Genomic DNA, 14,129 nt, shown 5'->3' with positions numbered 1-14,129 from the left:
CTACCGCTCCGCCCGCCCGATCACCGCCATCAACTCCGCGATCTTTTCCCGTTGATCGGCCTTGTCGCCGCTCGCAATCGCGTGCTCGACGCAATGGGCGACGTGGTCCTTCAAAACCTCTTCCTCGACCCGCCGCAGTGCGGCGCGCACGGCCGATATCTGCGTGACGATGTCGATGCAGTAGCGGTCCTCCTCGACCATTTTCTGGAGGCCGCGAACCTGGCCCTCGATCCGGCCGAGGCGTTTTCCGACGGATGCCTTGATGTCCTTGCGCATGCGGCCTATATACCCCTACCGGGTATGGGTTACAAGGCCGGAGTGCAGGAATGAACGACGCGAACCACACACACCACAATGGGAAGACGCAGTCCGGATGCGGTTGTTCCGCGAATTCAGTGGTTCCCGGGCCGGCCGCCTCGTCCTGCTGCGGCGGAGATGGCGATCGCGCCGACCATGCCCATCATGATGTTCATGACCACAACGCGACCGCGACAAAGGTCCTCGACCCCGTCTGCGGCATGACGGTCGATCCCGCGACCTCCAAGCACCGCCTCACACATCACGGCGAGACCTTCCATTTCTGCTCGGCCGGGTGCCGCACCAAATTCGCGGCCGACCCCGCAAAGTATCTCGCCAGGGAGAAAGCATCCGAGCCGGAGATGCCGGAGGGCACCATCTACACCTGTCCGATGCATCCGGAGATCCGCCAGGTTGGACCCGGCAGCTGTCCGATCTGCGGGATGGCGCTCGAGCCTGATGTGGTGAGCCTCGAAACCGGACCGAATCCGGAACTGGCGGACATGACGCGCCGGTTCTGGATTGGCGGCGCGTTGGCACTGCCGCCTGTTGTGCTGGAGATGGGCGGCCATCTCGCAGGTCCGCACAACTGGATCGACCCTGTCATGTCGAACTGGATCCAGCTCGCCTTTGCGACGCCCGTGGTGCTCTGGGCCGGCTGGCCGTTCCTGGCGCGCGGCTGGCAATCGCTGCGCACGCGCAACCTCAACATGTTCACGCTGATCGCGATGGGCACCGGCGTTGCCTATGTCTACAGCCTGATCGGCACCACGGCGCCGCAGCTTTTCCCGGCAACCTTCCGCGGCCATGAGGGCGCTGTCGCCGTCTATTTCGAAGCGGCCGCCGTCATCACCGTGCTGGTGCTATTGGGCCAGGTGCTGGAGCTCCGCGCTCGCGACGCTACGTCGGGCGCCATCAAGGCGCTGTTGCAGCTTGCGCCAAAAACGGCGCGGCGCGTCGATGCCGATGGTAACGAGCGCGAGGTGGACATCGACGCGCTGCGTCCCGGCGATCGGTTGCGCGTTCGTCCGGGCGAAAAGGTGCCGGTCGACGGCGTCATTCTCGAGGGGCGCTCCTCGCTCGATGAATCACTCGTCACAGGCGAATCCATGCCTGTCACCAAAGAGCCAGGCGCCAAGGTCATCGCCGGCACGTTGAACCAGTCCGGCAGCTTCATCATGCGCGCCGACAAGGTCGGGCGCGAGACGCTGCTGTCGCAGATCGTGCAGATGGTCGCGGATGCGCAGCGCTCGCGCGCGCCGATTCAGCGGCTGGCCGACCAGGTTGCGGGCTGGTTCGTGCCGACGGTGATCGCTGTCGCCATCGCCGCCTTTGCCGCCTGGGCCTGGCTCGGGCCGGAGCCGCGGCTCGCCTTCGGCCTCGTCGCCGCCGTCAGCGTCCTCATCATCGCCTGCCCCTGCGCGTTGGGCCTGGCGACCCCGATGTCGATCATGGTGGGCGTCGGCCGCGGCGCGCAGGCAGGCGTGCTGATCAAGAACGCCGAAGCGCTGGAGCGGATGGAGAAGATCGACACGCTGGTGGTCGACAAAACGGGGACGCTGACCGAAGGCAAGCCACGGGTCGTCGCGATCGTGCCGGCACCAGGCTTTGCCGAAGACGCCATCCTTCGGCTTGCAGCCAGCGTCGAGCGCGCCAGCGAACATCCGCTCGCCGATGCCATCGTGCGCGCCGCAAAGGAGAAGCAGCTTGCATTGGGCCGCGTCGAACATTTCGATTCGCCGACGGGCAAGGGCGCCACGGGCAATGTCGATGGCAAGAGCATCGTCCTCGGCAACGCCAAATATCTGACGTCGATCGGCATCGAGACCAAGGCGCTCGACAGTGAAGCCGAACGCCTGCGTGGCGACGGCGCGACCGTGATCAACATGGCAATCGACGGCGCACCTGCCGGCCTGTTTGCGATCGCGGATCCGGTCAAGGCCTCGACCCCGGAAGCGCTGAAGGCGCTCGCCGCCGAGGGCATCAAGGTGATCATGCTCACCGGCGACAACCGCACCACCGCGCAAGCCGTGGCACGGCGGCTCGGCATTGCCGATGTCGAGGCCGAAGTGCTACCGGACCAGAAGAGCGCCGTGGTGACGAAGCTGCAGAAGGCCGGCCGCAGCGTGGCGATGGCCGGCGACGGCGTCAACGATGCGCCGGCGCTGGCTGCGGCCGAGGTCGGCATTGCCATGGGCACCGGCACCGACGTGGCGATGGAAAGCGCCGGCGTCACCCTGCTGAAGGGCGATCTCACCGGGATCGTGCGTGCGCGAAAACTGTCACAGGCGACGATGAGCAATATCAGGCAGAACCTGTTCTTCGCCTTCATCTACAACGCCGCCGGCATTCCTGTTGCCGCCGGTATCCTCTACCCGGCCTTCGGCGTGCTGCTGTCGCCGATCATCGCGGCAGCGGCGATGGCGCTGTCCTCGGTGAGCGTGGTCGGCAATGCGCTGAGGCTGCGTGCGACGCGGCTGTGAGAACGTCAAAATCCGTGTAGAACGGGTCCATTCGGCAGCCGGCGGAGAGGACCCGATGCAGCGGATTACGATCACGATCGAGGACGATTTGCTGGCGGAGATCGATGCCGCGGCCGAGGCGCGCGGCTACCAGAACCGCAGCGAGATCATCCGCGATCTCGCGCGCGCCGGGCTGCAGCAAGCGAGCGAGGACGCGGCGCAGAGCGGCCCCTGCGTTGCAGGCCTCGTCTATGTCTACGACCACGCCGCGCGGGATCTCTCAAAGCGTCTGGTGCAGGAATTCCACGGCCATCACGACCTCGCGCTCGCGACGCTGCACGTCCATCTCGACGACTCCAATTGCATGGAGATGACGGCCCTGCGCGGCGACGCCGCCGAGGTCAGGCACTTCGCCGATCACATCATCGCGGAGCGTGGCGTGCGCTATGGGCGTGTGGTGATGATCCCGACGGGCGAAGGGAAGCCGGCCAGGATGAGGAAGCACGCGCATCGGCATGAATAGGCCCTCTCCCTCTCCGCGCGTGCGGGGAGAGGCCAAGGAGGGCTCCTCTGGCCGGCCGGCGAGAGACGTTTGTCAAAGATCAATTGGCAGAGACGATACACGCCGCAGTTTGGGCAAGTCAGCGTCCCTTGCCGAAACAGCCCTGGGTGTCTACCTCTCGCTGGTGATTTCGTGAGAGGTTCCCATGCTGGATGCCGCCGTCAAGGCGCTGTCGCAAATGATGTCGCCGCCGATGCGCTCGATCCTGTGGCGATCGATCGGGCTGGCGCTGGTGCTGATCACAGTGCTGGCGATCGGACTGCAGCGGCTGCTGAGCTGGTTCGCGACCTACGGCGAGGTGTGGCTCGAGGGCCTGCTCGGGCCGGGGTGGCATTCGTCCCTGGAGGTGCTGGCCTGGATCATCTCGATCGCGGCCGGCTTCGGCGTCGTGTTCGGCAGCGTATTCCTGATGCCGGCGATCACTTCGCTGGTCGCGAGCTTTTTCGTCGACGACGTCGCCGATATCGTCGAGAGAGAACATTATCCCGCCGAGCGGCCGGGCATGGCGCTGCCGTTCAATCAGGCCATCCTCGAAGGCATCAAGACCGCATTGTTGACCATTGTGGTCTATCTCGTCGCGTTGCCGCTGGTGTTTCTGGCCGGCGCCGGCTTCCTGATCTTCTTCCTCGCCGCAGCCTGGCTGCTGGGACGCGAATATTTCGAGCTCGCTGCGATGCGCTTCCGCTCGCCGGAGGATGCCAAGGCGATGCGCCGCGACAATGCCGCGACCATCTTCACCGCCGGCCTCTTCATTGCGGCCTTCGTCTCGATCCCGGTCGTGAACCTGGCAACGCCGATCTTCGGCATGGCCTTCATGGTCCACATGCACAAGCGGCTATCAGGACCGCGGCCGGGGCTGATCGAGCCCGCGCGGCAGATGCGGTGACGGCGCGCTCTCTCTTCCCGCTCGCGGGGAGAGGCCACCGCCATCACACCGTCTTCTCCGGCCACCGGCAGAGATCGTTGATCAGGCAAACCTCGCAACGCGGCTTGCGCGCGAGACACGTATAGCGACCGTGCAAGATCAGCCAATGATGGGCGTGCAGCATGAACTCGGCCGGAACCACCTTTTCGAGACCGAGCTCGACCTCGAGCGGCGTCTTGCCCGGCGCAAGGGCAGTGCGGTTGCCGACGCGGAAAACATGCGTGTCGACCGCCATGGTGTGCTCGCCGAAGGCCATGTTGAGCACGACATTGGCGGTCTTGCGTCCCGCGCCCGGCAGCGACTCGATCTCGGCGCGCGTGCGCGGCACCTCGCCCCCGAAATCGCTGATCAACTTGGCCGATAGCGCGATGACGTTCTTCGCCTTGGTGCGGTAGAGACCGATGGTCCTGATGTAGTCGCGCAGACGTTCTTCGCCGAGGTCGAGCATCTTCTGCGGGGTGTCGGCGATTTTGAACAATTCGCGTGTCGCCTTGTTGACTCCGGCGTCGGTCGCCTGTGCAGACAACACCACGGCGACCAGCAGCGTGAACGGATTGACGTGCTCGAGCTCGCCTTTCGGCTCGGGATTGGCTTTGCGGAAACGGCTGAAGACCTCGTGGATCTCCGCCGGTGTCCAGGGTTTTATCGCCCTGGACGATTTGCTGGCCGTGGCCGATTTCTTCGTGGGCTTCGGCTTCGCGGTAGCCGATTTTGCCTTTTTCTTCGGCAGCGCCACTTTGCCCGGGGCCGGCTTGCGGGTGATTTTCGTCATGATCGGGATATACTGAGGGACGATGAGCACAGGCAACCAAATTGAGCGCGCAGACTCTGAAGGTCATGACGTGCAGATATTCTCTGCGCTGCTGACGCCGCACCGCTCCCTGAACCGCACCGGCTTCCTGGCCGTGATGCTGTTCCTGAGCGTCGTCAGCTTCGTCACCGGAATTGTCTTCCTGATGAAGGGTGCCTGGCCGGTGTTCGGCTTTTTCGGCCTCGACGTGCTCGTGGTCTGGTGGGCTTTCAAGGCCAATTTCCGCAGCGCGCGGGCGCGCGAGGAGATCACGGTCACGACGTCGGAGTTGCGGGTGCGGCGGGTCAGCCATCGCGGTCAGGTCGCCGAATGGACCTTCAATCCGCTCTGGGTTCGCCTCGACATGGAGGTGGACGAGGACTTTGGTATCGAGCATCTCTATCTGATCTCGCGCGGCCGCCAGATCCAGATTGCAAGGTTCCTCGGACCTGATGAAAAGGCAAGCTTTTACAAAGGCTTGATCGAAGCATTGAACGCCGCCAAGCGCGGCCCGACCTACAATCCGGTGGCTTGAACGCAGTCAGAAATCGGGTGGTTTCGACGCCTCGCCGCGCCTACATTTCCGGTCATGATGACACTCGCCATACATGACCAGCGCCTGGCAAAGCCGGGCACCCAGAACGCCGCGCTACGCGATTATGATTCCGTGCGCCGGGCGATCGCGTTCATCTCGGAGAACTGGCGCGCGCAGCCGACCATCGAGGCGATGGCGGATGCGGCCGGCGTCACGCCGGATGAGCTGCACCATCTGTTCCGCCGCTGGGCCTCGATCACGCCCAAGGCCTTTATGCAGGCGCTGACGCTCGACCACGCCAAGGGCCTGCTGCGCGACTCCGCAAGCATCCTCGACGCGGCACTCGACTCAGGGCTGTCGGGTCCCGGCCGGCTGCACGATCTCTTCGTCACGCACGAAGCGATGTCGCCGGGCGAATGGAAGAACGGCGGCGCGGGGCTGACGCTTCGCTATGGCTTCCATCCCTCGCCATTCGGCACGGCGATCGTGATCGCGACTGATCGCGGGCTGTCGGGTCTCGCTTTCGCCGATCACGGCGAGGAGAAAATCGCGCTCGCCGACATGATGCGGCGCTGGCCGAACGCAACCTATGTCGAGGACCACGAGGGCACCGCGCCGCTCGCGGCACGCATCTTCGACACAAAACTGTGGCGCCCCGACCAGCCGCTGCGCGTGGTGATGATCGGCACCGATTTCGAGGTGCGGGTGTGGGAGACGCTGTTGAAGATTCCAATGGGCCGCGCGGTGTCGTATTCCGACATCGCCTGCAACATCAACAGGCCCAAGGCGTCGCGCGCCGTTGGTGCCGCGGTCGGCAAGAACCCGGTCTCGTTCGTCGTGCCCTGCCATCGCGCGCTCGGCAAGAGCGGCACGCTCACCGGTTATCACTGGGGCATCACGCGGAAACAGGCGATGCTGGGCTGGGAAGCCGGGCAGCTGGGGCTGCAGTAGCTCCGCTGCCGTAGGGTGGGTTAGCGTCAGCGTAACCCATCCTCCAATTTTGCGCCTGCGGCGAAACCTAGCCCGCCAGATCCAGCTTCGACGCCACGGTCGAATCCGCGTTGAGCCGATAGATGATTGGCACGCCCGTCGCGAGCTCGCGCTTCAGGATGCCTTCGGGCGACAGCTTCTCCAACACCATGATCAGCGCACGCAGCGAATTGCCGTGTGCGGCGACCAGGGTGCGCTTGCCGTTGAGCACGCCGGGCAGGATTTCCTGCACGTAATAAGGCAGCGCGCGGGCCAGCGTGTCCTTCAGGCTTTCACCGCCGGGCGGCGGCACGTCGTAGGAGCGGCGCCAGATCAGCACTTGCTCCTCGCCCCATTTCTTGCGGGCGTCGTCCTTGTTGAGGCCGGAGAGATCGCCGTAGTCGCGCTCGTTCAGCGCGAGGTTCTTCGAAGTCGGCAGGTCCCTTTGGCCGAGCTCGCCGAGAATGAGATCGAGCGTGTGCTGCGCGCGCCTCAGCACCGAGGTGTAGGCGACGTCGAAGACGAGGCCCTCCGCCTTCAATTTGCGGCCGGCCTCCGAGGCTTCCTTCATGCCCAGCTCGGTGAGATCAGGATCCTTCCAGCCGGTGAACAGGTTCTTGAGATTCCATTCGCTCTGGCCGTGCCGCACGAGCACGAGAAGACGTTCGCTCATTGACTGCTTCCGTTCGGGTTATCGGTTAGATGTCCGCGAGGCCGAGCACGTCGGCCATGGAGTAGTGCCCCGGCTTCTTGCCATGCGCCCACAGCGCCGCCTTCAGCGCGCCGTGCGCGAACAGAATGCGGTCTTCGGCGAGATGGGACAGGGTCAGCCGCTCGAACGGGCCGAGGAAGGTGACGCTGTGCTCGCCGGCGACGGTGCCGCCGCGCAGGGAGGCAAAGCCGATGGCCCCCGGCTTGCGCGCGCCGGTGATGCCGTCGCGGCCGCGTTCAGAATGCTCTTCGTCGAGCGGGATGCCGCGACCGGCCGCTGCCGCCTGGCCCAACATCAGCGCGGTGCCGGAGGGCGCATCGACCTTCATACGGTGATGGGATTCGACGATCTCGATGTCAAAGCTCTGGTCGAGCGCCTTGGCGACGCGCTTGACCACGGCGGCGAGGAGATTGACGCCCAGGCTCATATTGCCCGACTGTACCACGACCGCGCGGTTGGTGACGCTCTTGATCACGGCATTGTCCGAGGCCGAAAGCCCGGTGGTGCCGACGACGTGGACCAGCCCGCGCTCGGCCGCGATCGCGACATTGGCGATGGTTGCGGCCGGCACAGTGAAATCCAGGATGCCGTCGGCGTCCTTGGACATCGCCCAGAGGTCGGCGGACAATTTGATGCCGTTTTCAGGCAGACCGGCGAGCACGCCGGCATCCTTGCCTAAGAGCTCCGAGCCCGGCGCCTCCAGCGCGCCAGCCAGCACCGCGCCTTTGCTGTCGGCAATCGCCCGCACCAGGGCGCGGCCCATCCGGCCACCGGCTCCGGCAACAATCAAGCGCATGTCTGACATGGTGTGATCCTCTCAGCGCCGTTGTAGCGGCGGGATGCAGTTCCGGCAACCGAGGCCCCATGAGCCCGCGGCATGCTCCTCTCCAGGGGGGCGGCAAGAGAGGACGCCTCAACCGTCCGACGGCTGCGGTCCGTCGTAACCTTCGATGATGATGAGGTCGGCGATCGAGTGCGGCTGCCGCACCTTGATGTTGGCCTGGTATTCCGGCGAGTTGTAGCACGCGATGGCGGTCTGATAGTCCGGAAATTCGATTACGACGTTGCGGGTGCGGCTGGCGCCTTCCACAGTGGTGAACTTGCCCGCGCGGACGACGAAGCGGCCGCCCCATTTCTTGAAGATCGGACCGTTGGCCACAGCGTAGGGCTTGTAGCCCTCGTCATTGCTCACGTCGACGCGACCGATCCAGTAGCCTTTTGCCATCGTTCTTCTCCCTGGTTGTTGGTGGTTCTATTTGAGCATGATCTCCGCGCAAACGCGTTCCGCGTTTGTCGCGAGAAAAAACCGCTTCACACTGTTGCGGATCATGCTTCGAGTGCCTGCGCGATCTCGGCCTGGATGGCTTCCGCGACCGCCTTCGGATCGGCGGCTTCCACCACCGGCCGGCCGACGACGAGATAATCCGCGCCCGCGGCGATTGCACGGCCCGGCGTCATGATGCGCTTCTGGTCCCCGGCGGCCGATCCTGCCGGACGAATGCCTGGCGTGACGAGATGCATCTTGCGTCCGACGATCTTGCGCAAGGCTACCGCCTCCTCGGGCGACGATACCAGGCCATCGATGCCGAGCGTCTGTGCCTGCCTCGCGCGCGCTTCGACGAGCTCGGAGACGCCGAGCCGGAACCCGGCGGCGTGCAGATCGTCCTGATTGTACGAGGTCAGCACCGTAACGGCGAGAAGCTTCAGCTTCGAGGAGCCGCGGCCCTCGACGGCGCCCTTCATGGTCTGCGGATAGGCATGCACGGTGAGGAAGGTTGCGCCCAGCCTGGTGATGCTTTCGACGCCTTGCGCCACCGTGTTGCCGATGTCGTGCAGCTTGAGATCGAGAAAGACCTTCTTGCCCTTGTCGGCAAGCCTGGCGACCAGCGGCAAGCCGCCGGCATAAGCGAGCCGATAGCCGATCTTGTAGAAGGTGACGCTGTCGCCGAGCCCGGCGATCATCGCCTCCGCGGCCTCGACGCTGGGCAGATCGAGCGCGACGATCAGACGGTCCTTGGGGGCGATTTCGGCGGGCGTCATGTCACCTCACATCATGCGTTGGGAAATGTCGATCAACTGCCGCACCATCTCCTTCAGCCCGTCGCTATCGGTCTGGCTCTTGAGCCTGTCCATATCGTCGTAGGCCTGGTCGGCAAAGGCGAGCGTGAATTGGCTGGCGATCACATTGGCCTGGCAGGACGTCAGGATCAGCCGCAATGCCTGAAGCGCACGGGCGGCACCTAACCGGCTCTGCGAAGCACCGGCGAGTGCGAAGGCGCGGTTGCGGAAGACATCGCCGCGCGCCTCGTGCAGATCGTGCACGCGGCTCACCCAGTCGATCGCGTTCTTCAGCAGCGGCGGCACCGAGGCGTTGTATTCGGGCGAAACGATCAGCACGCCATGATGTGCGCCGATCATGCGCTTGAGATTGATGGCGTGCTTCGGGATGCCTGACTTGGCCTGGAGATCGCCGTCATAGATCGGCAGCGGAAAATCGGCGAGCGAGATGCGGGTGATGTCGACACCGGCCTGGGCGAACTCATAGGCGGCGACCGCCGCCAGCTTCGCATTGTGCGAGCCGGTGCGCAGCGAGCCGGGAATGACCAGGATTTTCGGTGCGGACATCCGCTTCCATACGTTCGGCGAAACAAGCCCGCCGCGCAGAGAAGAAAGCCGGCGGAATTAGTCCTTGCGATACACCCAGACGCGGGCCGGCGGAAGGTTCATCCAGATCCGTTCCGAAGCCTCTGTGGACACGCCGGGCAGCGATTTCGGGATCGGCGGCACCACCGCATAGGTGAACTGGACGAAGGGCGCGCCGGGCGCCAGCGCCATGAAGGAATCGCGAATGAGCCGCAGCCGGGTCAGCATCGGTTTTGTGACCAGCGGCAGGCCGGAGACAACGGCCGAGGCCGGCGCGCTCAGAACGTTCCAGAGCGTGTCGCGCAGGCGATAGGCGTCGCCCTGCACCACAGTCGCCTGCGGATAGCGGTCGCGCAGCAGCGCGCAGAAGCCGGGATTGTATTCGACGAGCACCAGACGCTTCTGGTCGACGCCGCGCTCGACCAGGGCCGAGGTGATGGCGCCGGTGCCGGGCCCGAGCTCGACCACCGGAGCGTCGGAATCGACATCGACATAGTGAGCCATGGTCCGGGCCAGCAGCTTGCCCGACGGCATCACCGCGCCCATGTGGAGGGGCTTTTCGATCCACGATCTGAGAAAGCGCACCTCGTCATCTAGACGGGGCTTCTTCAACGCACGCGCGGACGATGGCAATGGCATGTCAGGACCGGACGGGACCGCGTGACAGCGGCGTGTCAGAAAAAGGTCATAAAGACGTATAGGCCGAAGCCGATACGGTCAAGCCGGCTCAGTTCGCCCGATTGCCGAAGAAATCCTTGACCTTGGCGAAGAAGCCCTCGGATTCCGGCTGGGTGTTGCCGGAGGAGAGCTTTTCGAACTCGACCAGCAATTCCTGCTGCTTCTTGGTGAGGTTCTGGGGGGTCTCGACCACGACCTGAACGTACATGTCGCCCATCTGGCGGGAGCGCAGGACCGGCATGCCTTTTGATGCAATGCGGAATCGACGGGCGGACTGGGTTCCGGCAGGCACCTTCACCTTGGCCTTGGTCTGGTCGATGGTCGGCACCTCGAATTCGCCGCCGAGCGCCGCTGTCACCATCGAGATCGGCACCCGGCAATGCAGATCGGCGCCGTCGCGCTGGAAGAACTGGTGCTGGGCCAGCGACAGGAAGATGTAGAGATCGCCGGGCGGGCCGCCGCGGACGCCGGCTTCGCCTTCGCCGGCGAGCCTGATCCTGGTGCCGTCCTCGACGCCTTGCGGGATATTGACCGACAGCGTGCGCTCGCGGGTGACGCGGCCCTGGCCCGAGCAGGACGGGCAGGCGTCCTCGATCATCTGGCCGCGGCCCTGGCAGGCGGGGCAGGTGCGTTCGAGGGTGAAGAAGCCTTGCGACTGTCGCACGCGGCCGGCGCCGCCGCAGGTCGAGCAGGCCTTCGGCTTGGTGCCGGCCTTGGCGCCGATGCCCGAGCAGGCCTCGCAGGTGACGGAGACCGGAATCTCGATCTGCGCGGTCTTGCCGGCAAAAGCTTCCTCGAGGGTGATTTCCATGTTGTAGCGCAGGTCGGCGCCACGCTCGCGGCCGCCGCGGCCCCGCTGGCCGGCCATGCCAAACAGATCTTCGAAAATATCGGAGAAGGAGGAGGCGAAGCCCGCACCGAAGCCGGCGCCACCGCCGCCGGGACCGCCCTGCTCGAACGCGGCATGGCCGAAGCGGTCGTAGGCCGCGCGCTTGTCCTTGTCCTTCAGGACCTCGTAGGCCTCGTTGATCTCCTTGAACTTGACCTCGCTGGTCTCGTCCCCGGGATTGCGGTCCGGATGAAACTTCATCGCCAGCTTGCGGAACGACGATTTCAGTTTGCTCTCGTCGGCCGTGCGTTCGACTTCGAGGGTTTCGTAGTAGCAGCGCTTGGTGGACGTGGACATGTCTGACTCAGGTCTATCCGATCGCGATTCAAGTCGGAGCGAAACGACGTCGCCACGCGACGATATGGGCGGCCTTCCGCGTCGTGGCAGCGGACCGCATGGGAGCGTTGAGCATAAGTGCTGGGAATTGATTGATCGTAACGGGCGCATCGCCCGTCTGCCCCGACACGAAAGCCTCCCCCCTTAGGGGGGAGGCCGACGTAGCGTGTGGGGTCCAAGCCGTCCGCATCATACCCTCTCGGGCTTTAAGCGGACTTCTTGTTGTTCTTGTCGTCGTCGACTTCGGTGAATTCCGCGTCGACAACGTCGTCCTTCGCAGCGTCCTTGGCCGCATCGGCCTCAGCCTGCTGCTTGTACATGGCTTCGCCGAGCTTCATCGAGGCCTGCGCCAGCGTGTTGGTCTTGGCCTTGATCGCCTCGGCATCGCTGCCCTTCAGCGCTTCCTTAAGGTCGCTGACGGCGTCCTCGATGGCGCGGCGCTCGGTCTCGGCGACCTTCGAACCGTGCTCGGCCAGCGCCTTCTCGGTGGAGTGCACCAGCGCATCGGCATGGTTCTTGGCGTCGACCGCCTCGCGGCGCTGCTTGTCGGCCGCGGCATTGGCCTCGGCGTCCTTGACCATCTTGTCGATGTCGGCTTCCGAAAGCCCGCCGGAGGCCTGGATGCGGATCTGCTGCTCCTTGCCCGTGGCTTTGTCCTTGGCCGAGACGTTGACGATACCGTTGGCGTCGATGTCGAAGGTCACCTCGATCTGCGGCATGCCGCGCGGCGCCGGCGGGATGCCCATCAGGTCGAACTGGCCGAGCATCTTGTTGTCGGCCGCCATTTCACGCTCGCCCTGGAAGACGCGGATGGTGACCGCGTTCTGGTTGTCCTCGGCGGTCGAGAACACCTGGCTCTTCTTGGTCGGGATCGTGGTGTTGCGGTCGATGATGCGGGTGAACACGCCGCCCAGCGTCTCGATGCCCAGCGACAGCGGGGTCACGTCCAGCAGCAGCACGTCCTTGACGTCGCCCTGGAGCACGCCGGCCTGGATCGCGGCACCGATCGCCACGACTTCGTCCGGGTTGACGCCCTTGTGCGGCTCCTTGCCGAACAGCTGCTTCACGACCTCCTGGACCTTCGGCATGCGCGACATGCCGCCGACCAGCACGACTTCGCCGATCTCACCGGCGGTGACGCCGGCGTCCTTGAGCGCCTTGCGGCAGGGCTCGACGGTCTTCTGGACCAGGTCGTCCACCAGCGCCTCGAACTTGGCGCGGGTGAGCTTCATCGTCAGATGCTTCGGACCGGTCTGGTCCGCGGTGATGAAGGGCAGGTTGATCTCGGTCTGCGTCGTCGACGACAGCTCGATCTTGGCCTTTTCAGCGGCTTCCTTCAGGCGCTGCAACGCGAGCTTGTCGTTGCGCAGGTTGATGCCCTGCTCCTTCTGGAACTCGTCGGCGAGATAGCCGACCAGCCGCATGTCGAAATCTTCGCCGCCGAGGAAGGTGTCGCCGTTGGTCGACTTCACCTCGAACACGCCGTCGCCGATTTCGAGAATGGAGATATCGAACGTGCCGCCGCCGAGATCGTACACGGCGATCGTGCCGGCCTTGGTCTTGTCGAGGCCATAGGCCAGCGCGGCCGCGGTCGGCTCGTTGATGATGCGCAGCACCTCAAGGCCCGCGATCTTGCCGGCGTCCTTGGTCGCCTGGCGCTGGGCGTCGTTGAAGTAAGCGGGAACGGTGATGACCGCCTGGTCGACCTTCTGGCCGAGATGGGCTTCCGCGGTCTCCTTCATCTTCTGCAAGATGAACGCAGAGACCTGCGAGGGCGAGTAGGTCTGGCCGTCGGCCTCGACCCAGGCGTCGCCGTTCGAAGCCTTCACGATCTTGTACGGAACGAGCTTCTTGTCCTTCTCGACCATCGGGTCGTCGTAGCGGCGGCCGATGAGGCGCTTCACCGCGAAGAACGTACGCTCTGGATTGGTCACGGCCTGGCGCTTGGCGGGCTGGCCGACGAGGCGCTCACCGTCATCAGTCACGGCGACGATCGAAGGCGTCGTGCGCATGCCTTCGGAATTCTCGATAACTTTGGCGTTCTTGCCGTCCATCACGGCGACGCACGAATTCGTGGTGCCGAGGTCGATCCCAATGACCTTTCCCATGGTCCTGATATCCTTCTTTTTGCGGCAGGTTGGCTGGGCCCAGAAGGCACCCGAACCGAAACCCCCTAAGATCAAACATTCGCGATATTGCGATGGTTGAGGCTCATATAGGAGGGGGGGAGGAGCCCGCAAGGACCGAACGCAAGTTTGGACCGTGAAAACATTGGGTTTTGGAAGATCATATCCGGGCTTCACCGCCCTTGCGGGTGAGGATTTGTTAACA

The 14,129-nt window shown here is 64.6% G+C and carries 15 protein-coding genes; 5 read left to right on the top strand and 10 right to left on the bottom strand.

Annotated elements, in window-relative coordinates; all coding sequences use genetic code 11:
- Window positions 1–276 carry a metal-sensitive transcriptional regulator gene (locus ACVW16_RS18110; protein WP_092239390.1) on the bottom strand — a complete coding sequence of 92 codons (276 nt, stop codon included), beginning with the start codon at window positions 274–276 and terminating at the stop codon, window positions 1–3.
- Between the two features lie 50 nt (window positions 277–326).
- Here ACVW16_RS18110 and ACVW16_RS18105 point away from each other — a divergent pair, with 50 nt between their 5' ends.
- From ACVW16_RS18105 to ACVW16_RS18095, 3 genes are all read left to right on the top strand, one after another.
- Entirely contained in the window at window positions 327–2,780 is a 2,454-nt protein-coding gene (locus ACVW16_RS18105; RefSeq protein WP_456736798.1) for a heavy metal translocating P-type ATPase, read from the top strand.
- Window positions 2,781–2,835: 55 nt separating this feature from the next.
- Window positions 2,836–3,282, top strand: coding sequence for a nickel-responsive transcriptional regulator NikR (gene nikR, locus ACVW16_RS18100; protein WP_456736799.1), 447 nt, complete (start codon window positions 2,836–2,838; stop codon window positions 3,280–3,282).
- 184 nt (window positions 3,283–3,466) lie between these two features.
- Window positions 3,467–4,207, top strand: a complete 741-nt coding sequence (locus ACVW16_RS18095; RefSeq protein ID WP_456736800.1) for a sulfate transporter family protein — start codon at window positions 3,467–3,469, stop codon at window positions 4,205–4,207.
- A 43-nt stretch (window positions 4,208–4,250) separates the two neighbouring features.
- On the opposite strand, the gene nth is transcribed toward ACVW16_RS18095, so the two are convergent.
- The gene (gene nth / locus ACVW16_RS18090; RefSeq protein WP_456736801.1) at window positions 4,251–5,018 is read right to left on the bottom strand and encodes an endonuclease III; all 768 of its coding nucleotides are present in this window, start codon (window positions 5,016–5,018) and stop codon (window positions 4,251–4,253) included.
- Window positions 5,019–5,040: 22 nt separating this feature from the next.
- On the opposite strand from nth, the gene ACVW16_RS18085 reads away from it, so the two are divergent.
- Together ACVW16_RS18085 and ACVW16_RS18080 are read left to right on the top strand one after the other, a co-directional pair.
- Window positions 5,041–5,571, top strand: a complete 531-nt coding sequence (locus ACVW16_RS18085; protein WP_456700515.1) for a DUF2244 domain-containing protein — start codon at window positions 5,041–5,043, stop codon at window positions 5,569–5,571.
- 54 nt (window positions 5,572–5,625) lie between these two features.
- Window positions 5,626–6,522: a methylated-DNA--[protein]-cysteine S-methyltransferase gene (locus ACVW16_RS18080; protein ID WP_456700514.1), complete on the top strand. Its 897-nt coding sequence runs from the start codon at window positions 5,626–5,628 to the stop codon at window positions 6,520–6,522.
- Between the two features lie 67 nt (window positions 6,523–6,589).
- On the opposite strand, the gene ACVW16_RS18075 is transcribed toward ACVW16_RS18080, so the two are convergent.
- From ACVW16_RS18075 to dnaK, 8 genes are all read right to left on the bottom strand, one after another.
- Window positions 6,590–7,213: a 2,3-bisphosphoglycerate-dependent phosphoglycerate mutase gene (locus ACVW16_RS18075; protein WP_456700513.1), complete on the bottom strand. Its 624-nt coding sequence runs from the start codon at window positions 7,211–7,213 to the stop codon at window positions 6,590–6,592.
- A gap of 25 nt (window positions 7,214–7,238) precedes the next feature.
- Entirely contained in the window at window positions 7,239–8,057 is an 819-nt protein-coding gene (dapB, locus tag ACVW16_RS18070) for a 4-hydroxy-tetrahydrodipicolinate reductase (RefSeq protein WP_456700512.1), read from the bottom strand.
- Between the two features lie 108 nt (window positions 8,058–8,165).
- Complete coding sequence (locus ACVW16_RS18065) at window positions 8,166–8,477, bottom strand: DUF1330 domain-containing protein (RefSeq protein ID WP_456700511.1); 312 nt, start codon at window positions 8,475–8,477, stop codon at window positions 8,166–8,168.
- A 101-nt stretch (window positions 8,478–8,578) separates the two neighbouring features.
- Window positions 8,579–9,292: an orotidine-5'-phosphate decarboxylase gene (gene pyrF, locus ACVW16_RS18060; RefSeq protein WP_456736802.1), complete on the bottom strand. Its 714-nt coding sequence runs from the start codon at window positions 9,290–9,292 to the stop codon at window positions 8,579–8,581.
- 6 nt (window positions 9,293–9,298) lie between these two features.
- Entirely contained in the window at window positions 9,299–9,877 is a 579-nt protein-coding gene (locus ACVW16_RS18055) for an NADPH-dependent FMN reductase (RefSeq protein WP_092232307.1), read from the bottom strand.
- Window positions 9,878–9,934: 57 nt separating this feature from the next.
- Window positions 9,935–10,534 (bottom strand): class I SAM-dependent methyltransferase, encoded by a 600-nt coding sequence (locus tag ACVW16_RS18050; protein ID WP_456700509.1) that lies wholly within the window; start codon window positions 10,532–10,534, stop codon window positions 9,935–9,937.
- A gap of 88 nt (window positions 10,535–10,622) precedes the next feature.
- Complete coding sequence (gene dnaJ, locus ACVW16_RS18045; protein WP_456700508.1) at window positions 10,623–11,759, bottom strand: molecular chaperone DnaJ; 1,137 nt, start codon at window positions 11,757–11,759, stop codon at window positions 10,623–10,625.
- Between the two features lie 245 nt (window positions 11,760–12,004).
- The gene (gene dnaK, locus ACVW16_RS18040; protein WP_092232313.1) at window positions 12,005–13,906 is read right to left on the bottom strand and encodes a molecular chaperone DnaK; all 1,902 of its coding nucleotides are present in this window, start codon (window positions 13,904–13,906) and stop codon (window positions 12,005–12,007) included.
- Window positions 13,907–14,129 lie beyond the last annotated feature (223 nt).

The sequence above is a fragment of the Bradyrhizobium sp. USDA 4474 genome (assembly GCF_054057515.1).
Note: the sequence above shows the minus strand (reverse complement) of the source record. Positions and strands in the feature narration are given on the sequence as shown.